The organism is Streptomyces sp. NPDC002181 (assembly GCF_042890485.1).
Taxonomy (GTDB): domain Bacteria; phylum Actinomycetota; class Actinomycetes; order Streptomycetales; family Streptomycetaceae; genus Streptomyces.
In genome coordinates, this window is sequence record NZ_JBIASC010000003.1 from 215,678 (window position 1) to 239,287 (window position 23,610).

The 23,610-nt window shown below is 73.4% G+C and carries 17 protein-coding genes; 11 read left to right on the plus strand and 6 right to left on the minus strand.

The window, feature by feature from the left end; translation table 11 throughout:
• Positions 1 to 90 precede the first annotated feature (90 nt).
• Positions 91 to 654, minus strand: a complete 564-nt coding sequence (locus tag ACFYXV_RS10360) for a TetR/AcrR family transcriptional regulator (RefSeq protein WP_385464750.1) — start codon at positions 652 to 654, stop codon at positions 91 to 93.
• Positions 655 to 809: 155 nt separating this feature from the next.
• Between ACFYXV_RS10360 and ACFYXV_RS10365 the strand changes: the two genes are divergently transcribed.
• From ACFYXV_RS10365 to ACFYXV_RS10390, 6 genes are all read left to right on the plus strand, one after another.
• Positions 810 to 2,495, plus strand: coding sequence for a serine/threonine-protein kinase (locus tag ACFYXV_RS10365; protein WP_389382589.1), 1,686 nt, complete (start codon positions 810 to 812; stop codon positions 2,493 to 2,495).
• Between the two features lie 47 nt (positions 2,496 to 2,542).
• Positions 2,543 to 3,712: an agmatine deiminase family protein gene (locus ACFYXV_RS10370; protein ID WP_383493860.1), complete on the plus strand. Its 1,170-nt coding sequence runs from the start codon at positions 2,543 to 2,545 to the stop codon at positions 3,710 to 3,712.
• A gap of 1,242 nt (positions 3,713 to 4,954) precedes the next feature.
• Positions 4,955 to 5,320 carry a hypothetical protein gene (locus ACFYXV_RS10375; RefSeq protein WP_385464686.1) on the plus strand — a complete coding sequence of 122 codons (366 nt, stop codon included), beginning with the start codon at positions 4,955 to 4,957 and terminating at the stop codon, positions 5,318 to 5,320.
• Between the two features lie 94 nt (positions 5,321 to 5,414).
• A complete protein-coding gene (locus tag ACFYXV_RS10380) occupies positions 5,415 to 6,338 on the plus strand; it encodes an oxygenase MpaB family protein (RefSeq protein ID WP_389382590.1) in 924 nt (307 codons plus the stop codon).
• A 33-nt stretch (positions 6,339 to 6,371) separates the two neighbouring features.
• Complete coding sequence (locus ACFYXV_RS10385) at positions 6,372 to 8,447, plus strand: tetratricopeptide repeat protein (RefSeq protein WP_389382592.1); 2,076 nt, start codon at positions 6,372 to 6,374, stop codon at positions 8,445 to 8,447.
• The gene (locus ACFYXV_RS10390) at positions 8,444 to 10,012 is read left to right on the plus strand and encodes a phytoene desaturase family protein (RefSeq protein ID WP_389382593.1); all 1,569 of its coding nucleotides are present in this window, start codon (positions 8,444 to 8,446) and stop codon (positions 10,010 to 10,012) included. Before ACFYXV_RS10385 ends, ACFYXV_RS10390 begins: the two co-directional genes overlap by 4 nt.
• Positions 10,013 to 10,018: 6 nt before the next feature.
• Here ACFYXV_RS10390 and ACFYXV_RS10395 read toward each other — a convergent pair whose 3' ends face one another.
• The gene (locus ACFYXV_RS10395; RefSeq protein WP_383338927.1) at positions 10,019 to 10,480 is read right to left on the minus strand and encodes a nitroreductase family deazaflavin-dependent oxidoreductase; all 462 of its coding nucleotides are present in this window, start codon (positions 10,478 to 10,480) and stop codon (positions 10,019 to 10,021) included.
• Between the two features lie 104 nt (positions 10,481 to 10,584).
• Here ACFYXV_RS10395 and ACFYXV_RS10400 point away from each other — a divergent pair, with 104 nt between their 5' ends.
• Positions 10,585 to 10,971 carry a VOC family protein gene (locus tag ACFYXV_RS10400; RefSeq protein ID WP_389382594.1) on the plus strand — a complete coding sequence of 129 codons (387 nt, stop codon included), beginning with the start codon at positions 10,585 to 10,587 and terminating at the stop codon, positions 10,969 to 10,971.
• Between the two features lie 51 nt (positions 10,972 to 11,022).
• Here ACFYXV_RS10400 and ACFYXV_RS10405 read toward each other — a convergent pair whose 3' ends face one another.
• Positions 11,023 to 12,750: a serine hydrolase gene (locus ACFYXV_RS10405; RefSeq protein ID WP_389382596.1), complete on the minus strand. Its 1,728-nt coding sequence runs from the start codon at positions 12,748 to 12,750 to the stop codon at positions 11,023 to 11,025.
• 281 nt (positions 12,751 to 13,031) lie between these two features.
• Between ACFYXV_RS10405 and ACFYXV_RS10410 the strand changes: the two genes are divergently transcribed.
• The 3 genes from ACFYXV_RS10410 to ACFYXV_RS10420 all read left to right on the plus strand — a co-directional run bounded on the left by ACFYXV_RS10410 (position 13,032) and on the right by ACFYXV_RS10420 (position 17,054).
• Positions 13,032 to 14,138, plus strand: coding sequence for an NAD(P)H-dependent flavin oxidoreductase (locus ACFYXV_RS10410; RefSeq protein ID WP_389382597.1), 1,107 nt, complete (start codon positions 13,032 to 13,034; stop codon positions 14,136 to 14,138).
• A 14-nt stretch (positions 14,139 to 14,152) separates the two neighbouring features.
• Entirely contained in the window at positions 14,153 to 15,706 is a 1,554-nt protein-coding gene (locus ACFYXV_RS10415) for an acyl-CoA synthetase (protein WP_385464666.1), read from the plus strand.
• A gap of 181 nt (positions 15,707 to 15,887) precedes the next feature.
• The gene (locus tag ACFYXV_RS10420; RefSeq protein ID WP_389382598.1) at positions 15,888 to 17,054 is read left to right on the plus strand and encodes a calcium:proton antiporter; all 1,167 of its coding nucleotides are present in this window, start codon (positions 15,888 to 15,890) and stop codon (positions 17,052 to 17,054) included.
• Positions 17,055 to 17,106: 52 nt separating this feature from the next.
• Here the strand turns inward: ACFYXV_RS10420 and ACFYXV_RS10425 are convergent, their stop codons facing one another.
• Positions 17,107 to 19,578, minus strand: a complete 2,472-nt coding sequence (locus ACFYXV_RS10425) for a penicillin acylase family protein (RefSeq protein ID WP_389382600.1) — start codon at positions 19,576 to 19,578, stop codon at positions 17,107 to 17,109.
• Between the two features lie 178 nt (positions 19,579 to 19,756).
• Here ACFYXV_RS10425 and ACFYXV_RS10430 point away from each other — a divergent pair, with 178 nt between their 5' ends.
• Positions 19,757 to 21,277, plus strand: a complete 1,521-nt coding sequence (locus tag ACFYXV_RS10430) for a fatty acyl-CoA synthetase (protein WP_389382601.1) — start codon at positions 19,757 to 19,759, stop codon at positions 21,275 to 21,277.
• Positions 21,278 to 21,304: 27 nt separating this feature from the next.
• Here ACFYXV_RS10430 and ACFYXV_RS10435 read toward each other — a convergent pair whose 3' ends face one another.
• Both ACFYXV_RS10435 and paaK read right to left on the minus strand, forming a co-directional pair.
• On the minus strand, positions 21,305 to 22,048 hold the full coding sequence (locus tag ACFYXV_RS10435) for a YhjD/YihY/BrkB family envelope integrity protein (protein WP_385464747.1): 744 nt from the start codon (positions 22,046 to 22,048) through the stop codon (positions 21,305 to 21,307).
• Between the two features lie 164 nt (positions 22,049 to 22,212).
• Positions 22,213 to 23,514, minus strand: coding sequence for a phenylacetate--CoA ligase PaaK (gene paaK, locus ACFYXV_RS10440; protein ID WP_385464654.1), 1,302 nt, complete (start codon positions 23,512 to 23,514; stop codon positions 22,213 to 22,215).
• Positions 23,515 to 23,610: the final 96 nt, after the last annotated feature.

Here is a 23,610-nt window from a genome sequence, read left to right on the forward strand (position 1 = left end):
TCAAGACGTGAGGTGAACGGAAACCCCCGCCCGGAGACAGGGGCTGGACGGGGGAGGAGGGCTTGCCGGGGGCCTGTCCGCCGGGGCGGCCTATCCGCCCGGCTGTGCCAGGTGCCGGAGCTCGGCCGCGATGGCCGTGGTCATCAGCTCGCGCGCGTGCGCGACGGGCAGGCTGCCGCTCAGCCAGCGCGAGCTCAGCCCCTCGACCAGGGCCGTCAGCCGCTCGGCGGCGCCGGCGAGCGCCGCGGCCCCCGCCATGGGCCGGACCCGGCCCAGCAGCTCGCCCACTTCCTGTACCCAGACGAGCGTGGCGCGGGCCAGGTCCTCGCGCAGGTCGGGGTCGAAGACGGCCGTCGCCCGCAGCTCGCCCCAGGCCGTGCTGTTCTCCCGCACCTCGGGGCTGTCCTGGAATTCGAGGAGGAGGGTCTCCTCCAGCTCGCCCCGGGCGTCCAGCGGGGGAGCGTCGGGCTCCCGCTCCGTGGTGTACCGTCCGGCGCGGTCGTTGATGAACTCCAGCGTCGCGCGCAGGATTCCGGCGCGGTCCTTGAAGTGGTAATAGATCAACGCCGTGGACACACCCGCCTCGGCGGCGAGCTCCTCCACGCGCAGGCCGCGCACGCCGCGTCGGGCGATGACCCGCGCGGCCCCTTCCATGATTGCTGTTCGACGGTCCGCCACGCCGACACCCTACCTGGGTGCGCATGACACGTACGACGCGATTCCTGACTGAAATTCCAGTCGGATAGGATCCGAGGCCGTTCGGGCGACCGCACATCCGCCGATCCGCCCCCGTCGCCGAGAGAGCCGTCATGTCCACATCGCCACCGCCCCCGGGCACCGCCCCGCACCACCTCCGGGCACCCGCCGCCGACGATCCCCGAGAGGTGGGCGGCTACCGCGTGGTCGCGCGGCTCGGCGCCGGCGGGATGGGCCGCGTCTACCTCGCCTACACCCCGGGCGGCCGTCCGGTGGCGCTGAAGGTGGTCCGGCCCGAGCTCGCGGGCGACCCCGAGTTCCGCCGCAGGTTCGCCCAGGAGGTGGCCAGTGCGCAGCGCATCCACGGGCTGTACACCGCCCAGGTCGTCGACTCGGGCGCCGACGACCCCACTCCGTGGCTGGCCACCGCGTACGTCCCCGGCCCCTCGCTCCAGCAGGCGGTGCAGGAGTACGGCCCGCTGCCCGTGCGCACCGTGCTGCTGCTCGTGGCCGGCATCGCCGAGGCGCTCCAGGAGATCCACCGGGCGGGTGTGGTCCACCGCGACCTGAAGCCCGCCAACGTCCTGATCGCCGCCGACGGACCGCGCGTCATCGACTTCGGCATCGCGCGGGCCGCGGACGCCGGCGCGCTGACCGGCACCGGACTGCGCGTGGGGACGCCCGCCTTCATGGCCCCGGAACAGGCGCTGGGCACCTCGGCGGGCCCGGCCACGGACGTCTTCGCCCTGGGTGCGCTCGCCGCCTACGTGGGCGGGGGAGTGCCGCCCTTCGGTGCGGGCCCCGAGTCCGCGGCCCTGTACCGGGTGGTGCACGAGGAGGCGGACCTGTGCGCGGTCCCGGCCGAGCTGCGGCCGCTGCTGTGGCACTGCCTGGCCAAGGACCCGGCGCACCGGCCGAGCCCCGCCCAGGTGATCGACGCGGTGCGAGGCCACCCCGCGGTCGGAGGGGAGCTGCGCTTCGGCGACGACTGGCTGCCGCACGGGGTCACCACCGAGCTCCGCCGCCACGCCGACCTGCCCGTACCGGTGGACGCCCCGCCGCCCACCGCTCCCGCGACCGCCCTCGACGCCGCGCCCACCCGTACCGCCCCGCGTGCCGCGGCCGCGGATCCGGCCCCCGCCGGGCCGCCGTGGACCCCGGCGGCGCAGGACCCGCCGCCGCGCGGGCGCAGACGGGCGGCGGCGTCCGGGCGGCGGCGCGGGCGCACGGCGCTCGTGGCCGGCGCCGCCCTGCTGCTCGGCGCGGCCGGGGCCTTCGCGCTGCTCGATCCGTACTTCGAGGACGGCGGGGACGAGGACCCCGGCGGTCCGGCCGAGGCCGTCGCCGGGGCGCCCGCCTCCGCCCCGCCCTCCGCCCGGCCCGACACTCCCGTCCCGTCCGCGCCGTCGTCCGCCCCGGTCTCCGGGTACACCGCCGTCCACACCGGCACCGAGCTCACCTCTCCGGACCAGAGCTACGAGTTCGACGTGAAGGCCGGCCGGGTCGTACCGCAGGAGACCGCCTCCTGGTACGTCGGCCGCACCGCCACCGAGTTCTACGTTCCCGAAAGCAGCGACGCGTACGTCCTGCAGGCCGGGCGGCAGGGGCTCGCCGACTGCCTCAAGGGCGTCGACAGCCGGCCCGTCACGGCGCTGCCCTTCACGACGCTGCGCCCCGGCCGGGCCTTTTGCGTACGGGCCGAGGGCGGCCAGGACATCGGGATCGTGACGGTGCTAGACCCCGGCCCCGGCGAAGGTCCGGTGAAGGTCGCCGTGGACTACTACCGCCGCAGTGGGTGACCCGCTCGGCGGATTGACTGAATATTCAGTCAAGGTACAGTGGAATTATGACCTCCTCTTCCCCCATCTCCCGACGTACCGCTCTGCGAGGCCTCGCCGGTATCGGCGGCGCGCTCGCCCTCGGCGCCTGCGCTCCCGCCGATTCCGGTGAGGCGGGGGCCGACCCCTCGACCACCCCCGGTCCGGGCACGATCTCGGCCGCGGGGCGCCGGTTCCCCGCCGAATGGGAGAGCCACGCGCGCACCTTCATGTCCTGGCCCGCGCTGGACCGGGTCTGGTACGAGCAGCTGCCGGCGGTACGCGAGGACATCGCGCGGGTGGCCCGCGCGGTCGCCGCGTACGAGCCCGTCGTGATGCTGGCCCGCCCCGACCAGCAGGCGGCGGCGCAGAAGGCGTGCGGCTCGGAGGTCCAGGTGATCCCGGTTCCGGTGGACGACCTCTGGGCGCGGGACACCGTGCCGGTGTTCGTCGAGGAGCCGGGCAAGCTGCTCGGCATCGACTTCAACTTCAGCGGGTGGGGCAACAAGCAGGAGCACCGCAACGACGCCCAGGTCGGCCGGGTCCTGCTCGCCAAGTACGGGATCGAGCGCGTGCAGGCACCCCTCGTCGCCGAGGGCGGCTCCTTCGAGACCGACGGGCAGGGCACCCTGCTGGTCACGGAGAGCTCGGTGGTCAACAAGAACCGCAACCCCGGCAAGAGCCGGGACCAGATCGAGGCGGAGCTGAAGAGCACCCTCGGGATCAAGAAGGTGATCTGGCTCGCCGGAGTGCGCGGTCAGGACATCACCGACGCGCACGTGGACAGCCTCGTCCGGTTCGCCGCCCCCGGAGTCGTCCTCCTGGACCAGGCGTTCCCCGGTTCCCCGCCCGACGTCTGGTCGCGCGCCGCCGACCAGGCGAGGACGGTGTTCAAGGACGCGACCGACGCGCGCGGCAAGCGCCTGGAGGTCGTCGACCTGCCCCAGCCCGACCTCGACAAGATCACCGGCCGCGGCGACGCGTTCGTGTCCACGTACGCCAACTTCTACGTGGCCAACGGCGCGGTGTTCATGCCGCGGTTCGGGGACGCCAAGGCGGACGACCGGGCGAGGGGGATCCTCCAGGAGCACTTCCCCGACCGGGAGATCGTGCCGGTGAAGATCGACACCATCGCCTCCGGCGGTGGCGGCATCCACTGCTCGACGCACGACCAGCCCGGCAAGCCGGCCGCCGAGTAGCCGCCGCCTCGGGGGCGTCGTCAAAGAGCACCTTCTCCACGACATTGCGGTGCCTGTAGGCCTCGCGGGCAAAGGCCTGCGGGCGGCCGCCGAGACGACCCCGCCATGTCCGGGAACCGATGGGCGGCGCCCGTCACTTCTTTCCGCCGGATGGCGTGGGAGAAACGGTGACGGGGCCGGTCGTCATCGAAGACTCTTCGCCGTGCTCAGTGCCGTCCGGGGTCTTCCAGGTCTCCCGCGAGGAGGTCGTCGTGGTGCCGTCGGTGTTCCGGTTCGGCCCGGAGGTGTTCGTGACCGTTTGGGGCCATTCCGAGCACGGCTCCCGAGGACCGTCCGCCATCGCGTCGGACGGCGTGCCCGGTTCCGGGCGCGTCTTCCCGCGTCGCCTGCCTGGGCTCAGCGCATCCCGGGCAGGCGACGCGACTCGCTGACCTTCATCAGCCGGGCGAGAAGGAGGTATCCCAGAGCTGTCGCGAGCGCCCTGACAGCCAGCGCGACGGCCGTAGACCACGTGCTGCTTCCCAGGCCTGCGCACGCACGCACGTGCCGCAGCCCAGCCCAGCCCTGCAGCCGGACCCGCGGCGCAGGCCGCCGTCGTCGATACGGCCCCCGAGCCGCTTGCGCAGCAGAATGTCCGGTGAGGGCGAGTCCGGCCCTGGTCTGCTGCTCCTGCGGCATGGTCTGCGAACCATCGCCGAGACCGTGGCCACAGGAATACGACAGCTACGGAACAAGTGCTCAGTCATGAACTGTCAGATGCCGAGTGCGTGGAAGTTCCGCACCGGGGTCGCTTGGCGGGGGACGTGCCCGACCGATACGGACCGTGGACCATGCTCCACACCTGTTTCCGCCACTGGGCGGCGGACGGCACGTTCGACAATCCGCCCTTCCTGTGACGGGGCCGGCCGCCCGCCCGGTTCTGCCCGCGAGGTCCAGAAGCGCCGCGATGTCGCGGAAAGGTGCTTCAACCGCCTCAAGCAGTGGCGGAACATCGCCAGCAGGTACGACAAGACCGCCCAGTCCCACCAAGCAGCCGTCACCCTCGTATCACTCCTCATCTGGGCCTGACACCTCGACGACACCCCCGAGGGGCGCGCGGGGTGGTGCGGTGTGGGTGGGTGCGCTTCCGCGCGCCGGGGTCGGGCCCCCTGACACGCCGGTGGCCGGAGGACAGAATCGGTCGCCCGCAGGCGCTTTTCGGCCTGCGCCGCACCATCACCACGGCAAGGGGGAATCACGCACGTGAAGTCCATCCACACAGGTCGGCTCCGGCGCTGGGGGCGCACGGCGGCGGTCGGCGCGGCCGGCGCCGTACTGGCCCTGACCGCTGCCGGCCCGGCCGGGGCCGCCACCTCGCCCAAGACCACCAGCCTGACACCCGCCTACGACAGCCCCTTCGCCCCGCAGGCCCTCGTCGGCGGCATCTTCGGCGGCTGGCCGGTGACCATGCGCTGCTGGCGCGACGGGGCGTGGGCCAACGGAACCAACCGCTGGTTCTACGTCGAAGGGGGCGGATACAACCCGTACTCGGGCCGCCCGGCCTACGTCCGGGGCTTCGTGTCGGCCAACAAGATCACCAACCAGATCAAGGTCGCTCGCTGCGGCTGACCCGGCACGCACCCTGCTCCGGCCCGCCGCGCCTCGGTAGGCTGGAGCAGAGGGGCGATCCGGTAGCCGCAGGGGAGTTACGGGAGGTACGGGAATGGCCGCGACCCGAGGCACCGCATCCGCATCCGCACCCGTTCCGCCCGGGCCCGACCCCGGGCTCTTCGGCCCCGCCTCCGTCACCTGGCAGTGCCACGGAGACCCGATCATGTGGATCGCCGGGGTCCGTGCCCTCTACCTCCAGGCCCTGCACCCCCGCGCGGTCCGCGGGGTCGTGGAGAACAGCGACTTCCGCTCCGACGCCTGGGGCCGGCTCTTCCGTACCGCCGACTTCGTCGGCACCGTCACCTACGGCACCACCGGGGCCGCCGAGCGCGCCGGCGCCCGCGTCCGCCGGATCCACCGGAGCCTGTCCGCGACCGACCCCGCCACCGGCGAGCGGTTCCCGGTCGACGACCCCGAACTGCTGCTCTGGGTGCACTGCGCGCAGATCGACAGCTTCCTGCACGTCCTGCGCCGCTCCGGGGTCCCCCTCACCGCCGCCCAGGCCGACCGCTACGTCGACGAGAACCGGGCGGGCGCCCGCCTCGTCGGGCTCGACCCGGCGCACGTCCCGGCCGACACGGCCGCCCTCGCCGCGTACTTCGAGGAGGTCCGCCCCGGACTCGCCGCCGGACCCGACGCCCGCGCCGTGGTCGCCTTCCTGCGGAGCCCGCCCACCCCCGCCCTCCTCATCCCTGGCCGAAACCTGCTGTGGCGCCCGATCGCGGAACTGGCCTACGGTTCCCTCCCCGGCTACGCGCACCGGCTGTACGGGCGGCCGGCGCCACCGGCGCCCGTCATCACCCGTCGCCTGCGCCTCACCGGTACCCTGCTGCGCAGCATTCCCGCAGGTCTGCGGTGGCAGCTGCCTCCAGGTCACATCTTGAAAGCGATGCGCCGCATGGGCCCCGGGAGCCGCCCCTCGGCGTACACACTGCGTACATCAGCGGCCATACTGGACCGGCCGGGGAGGGCATAGGACGGAGCACGACAACGGGGGCGGCTTTAAGACATGGCGGAGTCCAGACTGATCCAGGGCCGTTACCGGTCACTCGATCTGATCGGGCGCGGCGGCATGGGCGAGGTGTGGCGCGCCCGGGACGAGTCGCTCGGCCGACAGGTCGCCGTGAAATGCCTCAAACCGCTCGGGCCCGAGCAGGACAACCACTTCACCCAGGTCCTGCGCGAACGCTTCCGCCGCGAGGCGCGCGTCGCCGCGTCCCTCCAGCACCGCGGGGTCACCGTCGTCCACGACTTCGGCGACGACAGCGCCGCGGGCGGTCCCCTCTACCTCGTCATGGAGCTCCTCGACGGCCGCAACCTCAGCCAGCTCCTCGACGACAACGAGACGCGCCCGCTCCCGGTGGACGTGGTCGTCGACACCGCCGAGCAACTGGCCGCCGCCCTCGGCTACACCCACGACCAGGGCGTCGTCCACCGCGATCTGAAACCCGCCAACATCATGCGGCTCACCGACGGCACGGTGAAGATCTGCGACTTCGGCATCGCCCGCCTCGCCCACGACATCGGCTTCACCGCCAAACTCACCGGCGGCGCCATGGCCATGGGCACCCCGCACTACATGTCGCCCGAGCAGATCGCGGGCGGCGAGGTCGACCACCGCAGCGACCTCTACTCCCTCGGCTGCGTCCTGTACGAGATCGCCACCGGCGCCCCGCCCTTCGATCTCGGCGACTCCTGGTCGGTGCTGGTCGGCCACCGCGACAACGCGCCCGTACCGCTGCGCGAGCACCGGCCCGAACTGCCCGAGTACTTCGAGCAGGTGGTCCTGGACCTGCTGGCCAAGCGCCCCGAGGACCGCCCCGGCGACGCCCGCCACCTGCACCGGCGGCTCGTCGAGGGCCGCGTCGGCCCCGGCGGCCTGCCCGGAGCGCAGGCGCCCCTCCCCGCGTGGGCCCACGGGATGACCGCGGGCCGCAAGGCGGGCACCGAGGCCCGCCCCGCGAGCGGGGCCTGGGCCGTGCTCACCGGCTCCTGGACCGCCGGGCGCCCCAGCGGCGAACACCGGATCCTGCGGCCCCCGGCCGCCGAGGACCCCCGGCTCACCGCGCCGTACGGGATCCCGGGCCCGGGCTCCGCCGGGCTCGGCTCCGCGGCGGCGTCCGGTCCCGAAGCACTCGCCGCCGACCACACCCGGGCGTTCGCCCTCAGCCGCGCGGACCGGCCCGAAGAGGCGCTGGCCCTGTACGAAGCCGTCGCCGAGGGGCGCACCCGGGCCCTCGGCGCCGACCACCGGGACACCCTCGCGGCCCGCCAGGAGGCGGCGTACGAACTGGGCCGGCTCGGACGCCACCGCGAGGCCCACGACGTGTACCGCGCCGTGCTCGTCGCCCGTGAGCGCGCCATGGGCCCGCTCCACCCCGACACCCTGCGCTGCCGCCACAGCCTCGCGTGCGCCCTCGGCGCTCTGGGCCGGTTCGCCGAAGCCCACCGCACCGCCGCCGCGGTCGCCGCCGACCGGGCGGCCGTGCTGGGCGCCGAGCACGCGGACACGCTGCTGACCCGGTACGAGGCCGCGTACGCGCTGGGCCGCCTCGGCCGCTGGCAGGAGGCCCTGGACGGGTTCCGCCACGTCGCCGCCGTACGGGAACGGGTGCTGGGCCGGGACCATCCGGACACCCTCGCCGCCCGCTACGAGGCCGGCATCGCGCTCGGCCGTACCGGCCACGCAGCCCAGGCCCTGGACCTGTTCCGGGGCCTGGTCCGCGACCGCACCCGCGCGTACGGCGCCGCCGACCCCGAGACGCTGCGCGCCCGGCACGTCCTCGGCGTCAACCTGGGCCGGCTGGAGCGCTGGGAGGAGGCGGTGGCCGAGGCCCGGCAGGTGGCCGACGCCCGGGCCAAGGCGCTCGGCGGCGAACACCCCGACACCCTCGTCAGCCGCCGCGAACTCGCGGTGGGGCTCGGCCGGCTGGGCCGCTGGGACGAGGCCCTGCCCGTCTACCGGGAGCTCTCCGGCATCCGCGAGCGCTCCCTCGGCGACGACCATCCGGACACGGTGGCGGCCCACGCCGACGAAGCACACTGTCTGGAGCGGCTCGGCCAGGTGTGTTACCAAGAGCCATGACGAGCTTCGGGCACGATGTATACGACGACGTGATCGTGGGCGGCGGGCACAACGGACTGGTCGCCGCCGCGTACCTGGCCAGGGCGGGCCGTTCGGTGCTGGTCCTGGAGCGCCTCGGGAACACCGGCGGCGCCGCGATCTCCACCCGGCCCTTCGTGGGGGTCGACGCCCGGCTCTCGCGCTACTCGTACCTCGTCTCCCTGCTCCCGGCGAAGATCGTGCGCGATCTGGGTCTGGAGTTCGCGGTCCGCAAGCGGACGGTGTCCTCGTACACGCCGGTCGAGCGCGACGGGCGGGCCGGAGGGCTCCTCGTCGGTGGCGGGGAGTCCCGCACCCGCGAGTCGTTCGCGCGGCTGACCGGCTCGGAGCGGGAGTACGAGAGCTGGCGCGCCTTCTACGGGCGGACCGGGCGGCTCGCCGGGAAGGTCTTCCCGACGCTGACCGAGCCGCTGCCCACGCGGGCCGAGCTGCGGGCCCGGATCGACGACGAGGCGGCCTGGCGGATGCTGTTCGAGGAGCCGCTGGGGCGGGCCGTCGAGGAGCACTTCGCCGACGACCTGGTGCGGGGCGTGGTGCTCACCGACGCCCTGATCGGCACGTTCGCGGACGCGCACGACGCCTCGCTCGTCCAGAACCGCTGCTTCCTGTACCACGTCATCGGCGGCGGCACCGGGGACTGGGACGTTCCGGTCGGCGGGATGGGCGCGCTCACCGACGCGCTGGCGACCGCGGCCCGGGCGGCCGGGGCCGAGATCGCGACCGGGCACGAGGTGCTGCGCATCGATACGGACGGCCGGGCGCCGGCCGAGGTGACCTTCCGTACGGCGACGGGGGAGGGGCGGGTCGTCGGGCGGACGGTGCTGGTCAACGCCTCGCCGCGGACCCTGGGCGAACTGCTGGGCGAGACGGAGCCGGCGGCGCCGGTCGAAGGGGCGCAGCTCAAGGTCAACATGCTGCTGCGGCGGCTGCCGCGGCTGCGGGACACCTCGGTGGATCCGCACGAGGCCTTCGGCGGCACGTTCCACATCGCCGAGGGCTACGCGGAGCTCGCGCGGGCCTACGCCGAGGCGGCCACCGGCGAACTGCCGTCCGTACCGCCCTCGGAGATCTACTGCCACTCGCTGACCGACCCCACGATCCTCGGGCCGGAGCTCGTGGCGCAGGGGTACCAGACGCTGACCCTGTTCGGCCTGCACACCCCGGCCCGGCTGTTCGAGAAGGACAACCACGGCGCGCGCGAGGTGCTGCTGACCGGGACGCTCGCGCAGCTGGACGCGCACCTGGCCGAGCCGATCACCGACTGCCTGGCCTTCGACGCGGACGGGCGGCCGTGCATCGAGGCGAAGACCCCGCTGGACCTGGAGCGCGAACTGCGGCTGCCCGGCGGGCACATCTTCCACCGGGACCTGTCGTGGCCGTACGCGCAGGACCAGGGCGCGGCCGGCCGCTGGGGGGTGGGGACCCCGTACGCCAACGTCCTGCTGTGCGGCGCGGGCGCCGCACGCGGAGGCGGCGTCAGCGGGGTCCCCGGCCACAATGCGGCGATGGCCGTCCTGGGGCACTGACCGCGGTTACGCGGCGGCTCCGGCGGGCTCGATGACGACGATCGGGATCTCGCGGTCGGTCTTGCGCTGGTACTCGTCGTAGTCGGCCCAGTGCTTCACCATCACGGGCCAGTACGCGGTGCGCTCCTCGGGGGTCGCGGTGCGGGCCGTGCCCTGGAGGACCTTCGGGCCGACCTGGATGCGGACCTCGGGGTGGGCCGTGAGGTTCTTGTACCAGAGCGGGTGCTCGTCGTCGCCGCCCTTGGAGGCCACGATGAGGTAGCGGCCGTCGGCCTCGCCGTAGATGAGCGGGGTGCGCACGGCGTTGCCGGAGACCCGGCCCACGGTGGTGAGCAGCAGGGTCTGGGTGCCGTTCCAGTGGTGGCCCTCGGCCCCGTTCGTCGCCACGTACTGCTTGACGTGGTCGAGCTGCCAGGTGCCCTGCTTGGGGTCCTTCGGGTGGTCCCAGTCGATCGCGTTGTTCGCCATGGCCTGTACCTGCCTTTGTCTGCCGAGCTGTTGGGGGTTGAACAGTCAACGAAACTCAACGAGCACGAACACCACCGGGCACGGGTTTATGCCAGGATCGGATCGTGATCGCCGAACTTCAGTGTGTCGTGCTGGACTGCCCCGAGCCGCTGCGGCTTGCCGATTTCTACCGGGAGGTGCTGGGCGGGACCGTCAACCGGCCGGACCCGCGGTGGACGGTCGACGAGCACTGGGCGACGCTGCACGTCCCGTCGGGCCAGGTGCTCGCCTTCCAGCGGGTGGCCGACCACCGGCCGCCGCGGTGGCCGGACCCCGCCCGTCCGCAGCAGTTCCACCTGGACTTCGCCGTGCCGGACCTGGACCGGGCGCAGGAGCAGGTGCTGGCCGTCGGAGCCACGCTCCTGGACGCCCGCACCGGAGCCGTCCCCGACGACTGGCGCGTGTACGCGGACCCGGCGGGCCACCCGTTCTGCCTGGTCCGCGAGGGTTGACGGAGCGGCGTACGCCGCGTCTGCCGCCGCGCCGCGCACCCCTCGGTCCGTTCAGTCCGTCGAGCGGGTCCAGCCGGCGGCGTTGACGCGGGAGGCGTCGGCGGGCCGGTCCTCCGCGAAGAGGAGGCGGCCGGGCTCCGATACGCGCAGGACGTCGACGTACACCCCGCGGCCGACGTAGCGGCCGGTCGCGGCGTGGCGGAAGCGGAGGTGGACCGGGCGGCCCGCCCAGGGGGTGAGGGGGGCCTCCAGGCGGTGCCAGATGCGGCCGGACCAGCCGCCGGCGCTGCCGTGCGGCCACTGTTCGGGGGTTCCGCCCGTCGATCGCAGCGTGCTGAACGGCAGCGGCTCCCACGTCTCCCCGTCGTCCGATGCCTCCAGGTGGAAGGCGCCCCCGCCGGGCACCGTGTCCCACCACACGGCACAGCGCAGCCGGGCCGCGGGCGTCGCCGGGGTCAGCGGCGGCAGGGTGAGGGTGCCGGAGCCCCCGGTCTCCATGCCGGAGTACCAGGCGGGGCCGCCGTGCCTCGTACGGACCGGGACGGCGCGGGCGAAGCGGTTGCCGACGGCGACGCGGGGCGCGCTGCCGGCCCGCCAGGTGCGCACGGGGTGGACGGAGTTGCCGAGCAGGATGAGGAAGGAGTCGGTGGAGGGGTCCAGGACCAGGGAGGTGCCGGTGAAGCCGGTGTGGCCGGCGGAGTGCGGGGTGGCCATGGCACCCATGTACCAGTGCTGGTAGAGCTCGAAGCCCAGGCCGTGGTCGTCGCCGGGGAACGCGGTGTTGAAGTCGGTGAAGAGCAGTTCGACGGAGGCCGGGCGCAGGATGCGCCTGCCGGCGTAGACCCCGCCGTCGAGGAGGGTCCGGGCGAGGACGGCCAGGTCGAACGCGGTGCCGAAGATGCCGGCGTGGCCGGCGACCCCGCCGAGGGCGTACGCGTTCTCGTCGTGGACCTCGCCCCAGACCAGCCCGCGGTCCAGGCCGGACCAGGGCGGCCGCTGGATCTCGGTGGCGGCGATGACGCGGCGCCAGGAGAGCGGCGGGTTGTACCGCGTGCGGTGCATCCCGAGCGGAGCGGTGATCTCGTCGTGGAGCAGGAGATCCAAAGTGTGGCCGGTGATCCGTTCCAGGAGCAGCTGTAGCGCGATGAGGTTGAGGTCCGAGTACCGGTACACCGTTCCGGGGGTGTCCTGCGGGCGCACCCCGCACAGCAGCCTCAACTGCCCCTCGCGGGTTGGCTGCTGGTAGAAGGGGGCCCAGGAGCGCAGCCCGGAGGTGTGCGTGAGCAGCTGGCGCACCGTGATCAGCTCTTTGCCGCCGCCGGTGAACTCGGGCAGGTACCGGTCCACCGGAGCCTCCAGCTCCAGCCGTCCGCGCTCCACCTGCTGCACGGCCAGCAGCGAGGTGAACAGCTTGGTCAGCGAGGCCAGGTCGAAGACGGTGTCCTCGGCCATCGGGATGCGCTGCGCCGCGGGGAACTCCCGCACCCGGTCGGTGCGGCCGTCGTAGTCCGCGTACCGCACGGCCTCGCCCATCGCGCGGTGCAGGGCGATCGTGCGGCCCCGGCCGGCGAGCACCACGGCCCCCGCGTAGTAGGGGTGCTCGGGGGAGGGGCCGAGGAAGCGCCGGGCCTCGTCGGCCACCGCCTCCAGGTGTCTGTCCACCAGTCCCGCCTGCCGTGCGGACCCGTACCGCAGGCGCAGCCCCTGGAGCGCCCGCCGTTCGGCCGGATTGCCGGCGGCCCCCGCCGCCCCGGGCAGCGCCGCGTGCAGGAGCAGCACCCCGCCCAGCGCCAGCAGCCGCCCCCCGAGCCGCCTCCGGCTCGGTCCGTCCCCGCGAGCCCCGCTTCCGGCCGGGTTCGCCGACCGGGCCCGACTTCCCCGGTGTGCTTCCCCGTCCCCCGTGCGCTCCTCCACCACCGGCCTCCTGTTCGCCGAACCGCGCCCTCCCGAAGTATCTGCCCGCCTGCGCGGCGGGCCCCGCACCGACCGGCCCGTAAAGAATCTGACGAGTCATCAGAAACCTCTTCCCTCGGTCGCCGGGCTGCGGCAAGCTGGCGCCCATGGAGACGGAGCTGAGCAAGAAACTGGGAGTCGAGCACGCCATCTTCGGCTTCACGCCCTTTCCGGCGGTCGCCGCGGCCATCACCCGCGCCGGCGGATTCGGCGTCCTCGGCGCCGTCCGCTACACCGCCCCCGACGACCTCAAACGCGACCTCGACTGGATGCAGCGGAACACCGGCGGCAAGCCGTACGGCCTCGACGTCGTCATGCCCGCCAAGAAGGCCGTCGACGGCATCGGCGAGGCCGACATCGAGGCGATGATCCCGGCCGCCCACCGCGCCTTCGTCCGCGACACCCTCGCCAAGTACCACGTCCCCGAGCTGGCCGAGGGCGAGGCCTCGGGCTGGAGGATCACCGGCTGGATGGAGCAGGTCGCCCGCCGCCAGCTCGACGTCGCCTTCGACTACCCCATCAAACTCCTGGCGAACGCCCTCGGTTCCCCGCCCGCCGACGTCATCGCGCGCGCCCACGACCACGGGGTCCTCGTCGCCGCCCTCGCCGGCAGCGCCAAACACGCCCGCCGCCACGCCGAAGCCGGCATCGACATCGTCGTCGCCCAGGGCTACGAGGCCGGCGGCCACACCGGCGACATCGCCACGATGGTGCTGGTCCCCGAGATCGCCGAGGCGGTCGCCCCGCTCCCCGTCCTCGCCGCCGGCGGCATCGGCAGCGGCGAGCAGATCGCCGCCGGCCTCGCCCTCGGCGCCCAGGGCGCCTGGCTCGGCTCCCTCTGGCTCACCACCACCGAAGCCGACCTGCACTCCCGTGCCCTCACCGAGAAGCTGCTGGCCGCCGGCTCCGGCGACACCGTCCGCTCCCGCGCCCTCACCGGCAAGCCCGCACGCCAGCTCCGCACCGAGTGGACCGACGCCTGGGACGACCCGGCCGGCCCCGGCGCGCTCCCGATGCCGCTCCAGGGCCTGCTCGTCGCCGAGGCCGTCTCCCGCATCCAGAAGTACGAGGTCCAACCGCTGCTCGGCACCCCCGTCGGCCAGATCGTCGGCCGGATGAACTCCGAACGCAGCGTCCAGGCCGTCTTCGACGACCTCACCAGCGGCTTCGAGCGCGCCATCGACCGCATCAACCGCATCGCCGGCCGCGCCTGAGAGGTGTGATCTGCATGAGTGAGCAACGACCCAACGGATTCTGGGCCCAGGCCGCCGCCGACCCCGGACGCACCGTCCTCGTCACCCCCGAGGGGGAGGAATGGAGCGCCGGGCGGCTGCACGCCGACGTCAACCGCCTCGTCCACGGACTGCGCGCCGCCGGACTGGAGAAGGGCGACGTCTTCGCCGTCGTCCTCCCGAACGGCGTCGAGTTCCTCACCGCCTACCTCGCCGCCTCGCAGGCCGGCTTCTACCTGGTCCCGGTCAACCACCACCTCGTCGGCCCCGAGATCGCCTGGATCGTCTCCGACTCCGGCGCCAAGGTCCTCATCGCCCACGAGCGCTTCGCCGACGCCGCCACCGCCGCGGCCGACGAGGCGGCCCTGCCCGCGAGCCACCGCTACTGCGTCGGAGAGGTCGCGGGCTTCCACCCGTACGCCGCACTCCTCGGCGGACAGCCCGCGACCCCGCCCGAGGGGCGCACCCTCGGCTGGGTCATGAACTACACCTCCGGCACCACCGGGCGCCCGCGCGGCATCCGCCGACCGCTGCCCGGCAAGCTCCCGGAGGAGACGTACCTCGGCGGCTTCCTCGGGATCTTCGGCATCCGGCCGTTCGACGACAACGTCCACCTGGTCTGTTCGCCGCTCTACCACACGGCCGTCCTCCAATTCGCGGGCGCCGCCCTGCACATCGGGCACCCGCTGGTGCTGATGGACCGCTGGACCCCCCAGGAGATGCTGCGGCTCATCGACGACCACGCCTGCACGCACACCCACATGGTCCCGACGCAGTTCCACCGGCTCCTCGCGCTCCCGCAGGAGACGAAGGACGCGTACGACGTCTCCTCGATGCGGCACGCGATCCACGGGGCCGCGCCCTGCCCGGACCACGTCAAGCGGGCGATGATCGACTGGTGGGGCACGTGCGTGGAGGAGTACTACGCGGCCAGCGAGGGCGGCGGCGCGTTCGCCACCGCCGAGGACTGGCTGAAGAAGCCGGGAACGGTCGGCAAGGCCTGGCCGATCAGCGAGCTCGCCGTCTTCGACGACGACGGGAACCGGCTGCCGCCCGGCGAACTCGGCACCGTCTACCTGAAGATGAACACCGGCGGCTTCAGCTACCACAAGGACGAGGGCAAGACGAAGAAGAACCGCATCGGCGACTTCTTCACCGTCGGCGACCTCGGGCTGATCGACGAGGACGGGTACCTCTTCCTGCGCGACCGCAAGATCGACATGATCATCTCGGGCGGGGTGAACATCTATCCGGCGGAGATCGAGTCGGCCCTGCTCACCCACCCGGCGGTCGCGGACGCCGCCGCCTTCGGGATACCGCACGCCGACTGGGGCGAGGAGGTCAAGGCGGTCGTCGAACCGGCCGAGGGCTTCGTCGCCGGGGACGCCCTCGCCGCGGAGATCCTGCACCACTGCGAGCGTCAGCTGGCCGGTTTCAAACGGCCCAAGTCGGTCGACTTCATCGAGACGATGCCGCGCGACCCGAACGGCAAGCTGTACAAGCGGCGGCTGCGCGATCCGTACTGGGAGGGCCGCGAACGCGCCGTGTGAACGCGCCGTGTGAACGCGCCGTGTGAACGCGCCGAATGTGGCGGACCGGGGTCCGAGCCCCGCGACCCGAGCAGTGGACTCCGGTCCGCCACGCCCGACATTTCGTGAGAAGTGCCACGTCAGAGCCTCGGATGCGCCCCTTGCGCCGCACATCGGGGACACTTCTGGCAAGTTGGCTGATATGAGTACGGCTACCCGCAGATTCCCCCTGACCGACTGGACCGTCATGGTCCCCGTGGTGGCGCTCCTCGCGCTCGTCTTCAGCTGGGGGCGCGATCTGCCCGGATTCGCCGTGGGCCTGGTCGCCCTGTGCCTCGGGGGCGCGGTGCTCGCCGCCGTGCACCACGCCGAGGTCGTCGCCCACCGGGTGGGCGAGCCGTTCGGCTCACTGGTCCTGGCCGTGGCCGTCACCGTCATCGAAGTGGCCCTCATCGTCACCCTGATGGCCGACGGCGGGGACAAGACCGCCTCCCTGGCCCGGGACACCGTGTTCGCCGCCGTCATGATCACCTGCAACGGCATCGTCGGCCTGTCCCTGCTCGTCGGAGCCCTGCGCAACCGGGTCGCCGTCTTCAACGCGGAGGGCTCCGGCGCGGCCCTGGCCACCGTGGCGACGCTGGCCGTCCTCAGCCTGGTCCTGCCGACGTTCACCACCAGCAAACCGGGGCCGGAGTTCTCCACCGCCCAGCTGACCTTCGCCGCCGTCGCCTCGCTCGCCCTGTACGGGCTGTTCATCGCCGTCCAGACGGTCCGGCACCGGGACTACTTCCTGCCGGTGGACACCGGGACCGGGACCGGTACGGAGCGGGCGGCCGGGGCCGCGGCCGGCGGAGCGGGGGACGGCGGCGGGGACGCCGGGGACGGCGACGGGGAGCACGCCGCGCCCCCCACCTCCCGCGCCGCCCTGGTCAGCCTCGGCCTGCTGCTGGTCGCGCTCATCGCCGTGGTCGGCGACGCCAAGGCCGTCTCGCCCACCATCGAGAAGGGCGTCGCCAGCGCCGGCCTGCCCAACGCCGTCGTCGGCGTGATCATCGCCCTGCTCGTCCTGGCCCCCGAAACCCTCGCCGCCGTCCGCGCCGCCCGCCGCGACCGGGTCCAGACCAGCCTCAACCTGGGCTACGGATCCGCCATCGCCAGCATCGGCCTGACCATCCCGGCCATCGCCCTGGCCACCATCTGGCTGTCCGGCCCGCTGCTGCTCGGCCTCGGGCCGATCCACATGGTGCTGCTCGCCCTGACCGTCGTGGTCAGCGCCCTCACCATCGCGCCCGGCCGGGCGACCCTGCTCCAGGGCGGCGTGCACCTCGTCCTGCTCGCCGCGTACCTCTTCCTCGCCGTCAGCCCCTGAGCGGCCTCCGGTGGGGCCGGACCGTTCCGGCCCCACCGGGCGACGGCCCGGGTCAGCGGCGCTCGCGCGGCCAGACCACCTTCAGCTGCGGAGAGGTGAGGATGTCCCGCTCGCAGAACCGCGAGGTCACCCAGCGCTCCTGCGAGAACAGCCGGGTCTGGTCGGCGTAGTGCGCCGAGTTCGGATTCGACGACTGGCCGTACGTCAGCAGCGTGCGCGCCACCGGGCAGCGGCCGCCGTCCCAGCCGACCGCCTGGATGTGGCTGGAACCGTGCACGACCTCCGGGTAGCCGCCGGCCGCCGCGTTCCACGGTGCCTCGATCTTGTTCCACACGCCCAGCGCCTCGGTGCCGCCCGGCACCGGCAGCTTCTGCCCGCCGCGCACCACGAACTGGTGCTCGCCGAGCGGCGCGTCCGGCGCGATACCGGCCGCCGCCAGCTCCGCGACCGTGTCCGCGAGCGCCCGTGCGATCCCGGGCGCCGCCTGGTTGAGCGTACGAGGCGTGCGGACGGGGTCGGCCGCCGAGAACGGCACCAGCCACAGGTCCTTGGCCGGAGTGGTCGCGGTCAGCTTGCGCCAGAACCGGTCGAAGAGCAGCGCGCCGCGGCTGCCGGTGTCGGCGCTGCGGTCCCAGCCCGCCAGCACCGCGCAGGCCGCCGACACGTCCACCGACCGGCCGTCGCTCGCGGTGGCCGCGCCGCGGGGGAGGGCGGCGCAGGCCTTCGCCGCGTCGGCCGCCGCGAGACCGCCGGCCGGCACCCGGTTCGCGAACTGCTGCTTCTGCAGGTCCGCCACGGTCAGCCCGCCCCTGGCCGCCATCGCGGAGACGTCCTCCACCGCGCCCCGGGTCCGCAGCGAACGCGGAGTGCCGAGGCTGCCCCAGATCCGCTCGTAGCCGGTCACCGGCGTCTCGGCATTGGCCAGCCAGGCGCTGTCGTTGGAGTTCTCGGCGTACGGCGCGTCGCGCAGCGTCGGCGCCTTCGCCGGGCCGAACACCCCGGGCTGCACCGCGTCCGGGTCCGAGCCGAGCGCGCAGTCACCGCGCGCGCCGTCGAGTACGGCGAGCCCTGAGGCCGGGTACGTGGCCCTGCCGAGCGGGGTGGAGCAGCGGGCGGCGAGCTCGTCGGTGATCCGGGGGAGCACCTGGGACTGGGTGAACAGCGTCCCGCCGGCCGAGTCCGCGGCGACAGTGTTGACCCAGGGCAGGCCTTGCGTGCGCTTCAGCGCGTCCTGGATCCCGGCCACGTCCCGGGCCTTGCCGAAGGCGAGCGCGGTGTCGGAGCCGCGCAGGTTGGCCGCGTTCGGGTCGTTCAGCGCGTACGCCGTCCCCGTCGTCCAGGGCAGCGGGAGCGTCGGGCCGAGGCCGGTGACGACGGGCCCGTAGCGGGTCCACCATTGGGTGCGGATGACGGGGGAGCCCCCCGCCACCTGGACGCTCACCCGGCGCTGCGTCATCTTCTCCGGCTTGCCGTCGACCAGATAGGCGGTCGGGTCGGCCGGGTCGAGGGTCAGCTGGTGCAGGTTGACGGGGGTGCCGGTGGCCACCGTGTGGCTCCAGGCCACCTTCTCGTTGAACCCGATGTTCACCACGGGGGTGCCCAGCAGCGAGCCGCCGGAGACGTTCAGCTCGCCGGGTATGGTCTGCTGCGACTGCCAGAACCGGCGGCCGCCCTGCCAGGGGTAGTGCGGGTTCCCCAGGAGCAGGCCGTGGCCGTTCGCGGTGGTGGAGCCGGAGAAGGCCACCGCGTTGGAGCCCATGTCGTAGCGCCCGGTGTCGAAGAAGGCCCGCGCGGCCTCGGCGGCGGCCGCCGGGTCGCCGGCCGGGTCGCCGGCCTGGCCGGCGGTGAGGGAGGCCCCTCGGCCCGGCGGCTGCCCCGGCGGCTGCGCCGCGGCGATGTCGTCCACGGCGCGCCCCTGGCCGCCGATCACCGAGACGGCGAACGCGCGGGCGGCCACGTCGACGGCGGTGACCGGGCGCACCCAGGCGGCGCCCTTGCAGGCCGGGTCGGTGATCTTGTTCTGGGCCAGCCAGGCGTTGTACCCGGCGGCCCAGCCGCGCATCAGCTCCTTGAGGTCCCGGGTGGGGCCGGCCGGGGCGGGCGCGGCGAGCAGCTTCTCGACGGTGCCGGCCTCCCGGACCCCCTTGAAGTACAGGTCGCTGGTGAGGTTCCTGCTCGCGGAGGACAGCGAGCCGTCGGTCGCCGCGTCGGGGCCGAACCACCGAGAGCGCTCGCCGGCCACGGTCACGAACCCGTCGGCGAGCACACAGGCCTGATCGGCGGCCTGGGCCCAGCCGGTGCCGAAGCCGAGGTGGGCGTAGTCCTGGGCCAGGATGTGCGGGATGCCGTTCTCGGTGTACCGGATGACGGCCGACAGGCCGCCGCCCGAGGGCCCGCGGTCGGCGGCGGCCGTGGCCGCCGAGGCCTGCGGGGCCGCCGCGGTGGCGGCGAGCAGGGCGGCGCCGAGGAGCGCGGCGCGCCGGAGCAGCGGGCGGGTGCGGCCGTGTCCGTCGAACGGGTGCAAAGTGCCTCCCAAGTAGCCTGTGACCGGGCGGAGTTGCCCGGGGGTGCCCGTGGTGCAGGCGGTGCTCTCGTGCACCCACACTCATGCAGGCGGCCTGACGATCTGTCAACAGGCCGTTCGGCGCCCCGGTGGTCCGGGGTCATTGACCGCGGCCGCGCGCGCAGACGAGGATCACGCCATGACAGCAGCGCGGGCGGTGCGGCAGAACACGGTCGACGGACTGGTGCGTGACAGCGCGCTGCGCGTCCCGGACCGGCAGGCCGTCACCTACCGCGAACGGACGTGGACGTACGCGGAGCTCGACGCCGCCGTCTCCACCGGGGCGGCCGTCCTGCGGGAGCGCTACGGGCTGGCCGACGGCGACCGGGTGGCGACCTTCGCCCACAACTCCGACGCCTACCTGCTCGCCTTCCTCGCCTGCGCCCGCGCCGGGCTCACGCACGTCCCGGTCAACCAGAACCTGACCGGTGAGGACCTCGCGCACATCCTCGACGACTGCACGAGCGCGCTGGTCCTCGCCGACCCGGACCTGGCCGCGCGGATCCCGGAGGGCCATGCCGTGCGGCCGCTGCGCGACGCCCCCGGCTCGTTCCTGGCGGAGCTGGACGATCCGCTGCCCTTCGTACCGGACCGCGACCCGTACGCCGTGGCGCAGCTGCTCTACACCTCGGGGACCACCGCTCTGCCCAAGGGCGCGATGATGACGCACAAGGCGCTGGTCCACGAGTACGAGAGCGCGATCGAGGCGCTCGACCTGGCCGAGGACGACCGGCCGGTGCACTCGCTGCCGCTCTACCACTCGGCGCAGATGCACGTCTTCCTGCTGCCGTACCTGGCGGTGGGCGCGCGGAACACGATCCTGGACGCCCCGGTCGCCGAGGAGATCTTCCACCTGGTGGAGGCGGGGCGGGCGGACAGCCTGTTCGCGCCGCCCACGGTGTGGATCGGGCTGGCGAACCACCCTGATTTCGGGCGCCGCGAACTGGGCGCACTGCGCAAGGCGTACTACGGGGCCTCGATCATGCCGGTGCCCGTGCTGGAGCGGCTGCGGGCGCGGCTGCCCGGGCTCGGGTTCTACAACTGCTTCGGGCAGAGCGAGATCGGCCCGCTGGCCACCGTGCTGGGACCGGACGAGCACGACGGGCGGATGGAGTCCTGCGGGCGGCCCGTGCGCCACGTCGAGGCGAGGGTCGTCGACGAGGACGGCGCGGAGGTGCCGGACGGCACGGCCGGAGAGGTGGTGTACCGATCGCCCCAGCTGTGCCTCGGGTACTGGAACGACCCGGAGGCGACGAAGAAGGCCTTCCGTGACGGCTGGTTCCGCTCCGGGGACCTGGCGGTGCGGGACGCGCAGGGGTACTTCACGGTCGTCGACCGGGTGAAGGACGTCATCAACTCGGGCGGGGTGCTGGTGGCCTCCCGGCAGGTCGAGGACGCGCTGTACACCCACCCGGGGGTGGCCGAGGCCGCGGTGGTGGGCCTGCCCGACGAGCGGTGGATCGAGGCGGTCACGGCGATCGTGGTGCCGCGCGGGGAGGTCACGGAGGCGGAGCTGCTGGCGTACGCCCGGGAGAGGCTGGCCCACTTCAAGGCCCCGAAGCGGGTGCTGTTCGTGGACGCCCTCCCGCGCAACGCCAGCGGCAAGATCCTCAAGCGCGAGCTGCGGGACCGCTTCGGGCAGGCGGAACGGCCGGCCTGACCGGCGGGACGGCCCCGGGCCCGGGGGTCATTCGGCCGGACCGCCGGTGGCACGGAGGCGGCGGAGGGTGAGGTGCTCGTGCACCAGGCGTCCGACCAGGGCGCCGCCGTAGACGACGAAGCCCACGCCGACCAGCCAGGACTGCACTACCAGCAGCGTGCCGAAGGGGCCGTACGTGACGGCGTTGGACGCGATCAGCGGGGAGAACACCAGCTGGGAGAAGACCCGCAGTCCGAGCAGGCCCAGGCTGGTGGCCACCGCCCCCGGCAGCAGGGCCCGCCAGCGGACCCGGCCGCCGAGCAGCAGCCGCTGGGAGCCCCAGAAGAAGAGGATGGTGCCGAGCAGATCGCCGGTGGTGCCGAGGACGGTGCCGACGGCGTCGTTCGAGGGGGCGGGGATCTCGACGAGCAGCGCGAGGTAGCAGACGAGCAGGGCCAGCCAGACGACGTGCCGCCACATGGTGTGCCAGCGGGCGGTGGGCAGGTCCCAGACCTTCTCATACCCGGTCTGCACGGCCGAGCCGAAGGTCAGGCCGAAGACGGCGAGGGCCGCGAGACCGAAGGCGGTGGTCCGCTCCAGCGCCAAGTCGGCCGCGCCGAACAGCATCTCGACCCGGGCCCGCGAGGACTCGGTGACCCCGAGGGCCTGGCCGAGCCAGCGTCCGAAACCGGATCCGCTGCCGGGGGCGGCGGCCGCGACGACCACCAGCAGCGGCACCAGGGTCAGGAAGCCCAGGGCGGCGAATCCCATGGCCCGGTGCATGAGCTCCATCTCCCGCCCCCGGCTCCACGCCAGCCCGGCCGGGGAGGCCTGGAGCCGGTCGTGGAGCTGGCGGAAGAACGGGGTCACGCCTCATGGATTACCCGGACGGACCCCCCGGGTCTCGGAGGCTCCCCCGAAGTAGGCCCGAAGGGGTGGTCCGCCGGGTGGTTCCCCTACCGCGTCTCCCTGAGGTCCGTCAGGCGCTTGATCTTGCCCACCGACCGCTCCAGGGTCTCCGGGTCGACCACCTCGACGGCCACCGAGACCCCGATGCCGTCCTTGACCGCGCGGACCACGGCGGCGGCCGCGGCCTCCCGCTGGCCCGCATCCGCCTCCCGGCGCGCCTCCACCCGGACCGTCAGCGCGTCCATCCGGCCCTCCCGGGTGAGCCGCAGCTGGAAGTGCGGGGCCAGGGCGGGCGTGCGGAGCAGGATCTCCTCGATCTGCGTCGGGTACAGGTTGACCCCACGCAGGATGATCATGTCATCGCTGCGGCCGGTCACCTTTTCCATCCGCCGGAACGCCGGCCGGGCCGTACCCGGCAGCAGCCGGGTCAGGTCCCGGGTCCGGTACCGGATGACCGGCATGGCCTCCTTGGTGAGCGAGGTGAACACCAGCTCCCCGGAAGCGCCTTCCGGCAGCACCTCCCCGGTGAACGGGTCCACGACCTCCGGATAGAAGTGGTCCTCCCAGATGTGCAGCCCGTCCTTGGTCTCGACGCACTCCTGCGCCACGCCCGGGCCCATCACCTCGGACAGGCCGTAGATGTCCACCGCGTCGATGTCGAGCCGCTGCTCGATCTCCCGCCGCATCTCCTCGGTCCACGGCTCCGCGCCGAATATCCCCGTCCGGAGCGAGGTGGCGCGCGGGTCGATGCCCTGGCGCTCCATCTCGTCCAGCAGCGTGAGCATGTACGAGGGCGTCACCATGATGATCTCCGGCCGGAAGTCCTGGATCAGCCGGACCTGGCGGTCGGTCATGCCGCCGGACGCGGGCACGACCGTACAGCCGAGCCGCTCCACGCCGTAGTGCGCGCCGAGGCCGCCGGTGAACAGGCCGTACCCGTAGGCGACGTGCACCATCTGGCCCGGTCTGCCGCCCGCCGCCCGGATGGACCGGGCCACCACGTCCGCCCAGGTGGAGAGGTCATTGTCGGTGTAGCCGACGACGGTGGGCCGGCCCGTGGTGCCGCTGGAGGCGTGGATGCGGCGCACCTCGGAGCGGGGCACGGCGAACATGCCGAAGGGGTACTGGTCGCGCAGGTCGGCCTTGGTGGTGAAGGGGAAGAGGGCGAGATCGGCCAGGGAGCGGCAGTCGTCGGGGTGCACCCCGGCCTTGTCGAAGGCCTGCCGGTAGTGCGGCACCCGCTCGTAGGCGTGGGTCAAGGTGGCGCGCAGCCGCTGGAGCTGGAGCGCGGCCAGTTCGTCGCCGCTCAGCCGCTCGCCGTCATCGTGGACATCCGCGTGCGCCGTCATGCCGTCACCTCATCTTGAGCCGTGAACCGGAGCTTTGATTCGAGTTAACCGACCGATCATTCGGTAGATTGCCCCAGCCTGGTGGCTAAATCAATG

Coding starts and splice junctions, on each gene's coding strand:
- ACFYXV_RS10360 (WP_385464750.1), bottom strand. CDS start 654: ATGGAAGGGGCCGCGCGGGTCATCGCCCGACGCGGCGTGCGCGGCCTG.
- ACFYXV_RS10365 (WP_389382589.1), top strand. CDS start 810: ATGTCCACATCGCCACCGCCCCCGGGCACCGCCCCGCACCACCTCCGG.
- ACFYXV_RS10370 (WP_383493860.1), top strand. CDS start 2,543: ATGACCTCCTCTTCCCCCATCTCCCGACGTACCGCTCTGCGAGGCCTC.
- ACFYXV_RS10380 (WP_389382590.1), top strand. CDS start 5,415: ATGGCCGCGACCCGAGGCACCGCATCCGCATCCGCACCCGTTCCGCCC.
- ACFYXV_RS10385 (WP_389382592.1), top strand. CDS start 6,372: ATGGCGGAGTCCAGACTGATCCAGGGCCGTTACCGGTCACTCGATCTG.
- ACFYXV_RS10390 (WP_389382593.1), top strand. CDS start 8,444: ATGACGAGCTTCGGGCACGATGTATACGACGACGTGATCGTGGGCGGC.
- ACFYXV_RS10395 (WP_383338927.1), bottom strand. CDS start 10,480: ATGGCGAACAACGCGATCGACTGGGACCACCCGAAGGACCCCAAGCAG.
- ACFYXV_RS10410 (WP_389382597.1), top strand. CDS start 13,032: ATGGAGACGGAGCTGAGCAAGAAACTGGGAGTCGAGCACGCCATCTTC.
- ACFYXV_RS10415 (WP_385464666.1), top strand. CDS start 14,153: ATGAGTGAGCAACGACCCAACGGATTCTGGGCCCAGGCCGCCGCCGAC.
- ACFYXV_RS10420 (WP_389382598.1), top strand. CDS start 15,888: ATGAGTACGGCTACCCGCAGATTCCCCCTGACCGACTGGACCGTCATG.
- ACFYXV_RS10430 (WP_389382601.1), top strand. CDS start 19,757: ATGACAGCAGCGCGGGCGGTGCGGCAGAACACGGTCGACGGACTGGTG.
- ACFYXV_RS10435 (WP_385464747.1), bottom strand. CDS start 22,048: ATGGAGCTCATGCACCGGGCCATGGGATTCGCCGCCCTGGGCTTCCTG.
- paaK (WP_385464654.1), bottom strand. CDS start 23,514: ATGACGGCGCACGCGGATGTCCACGATGACGGCGAGCGGCTGAGCGGC.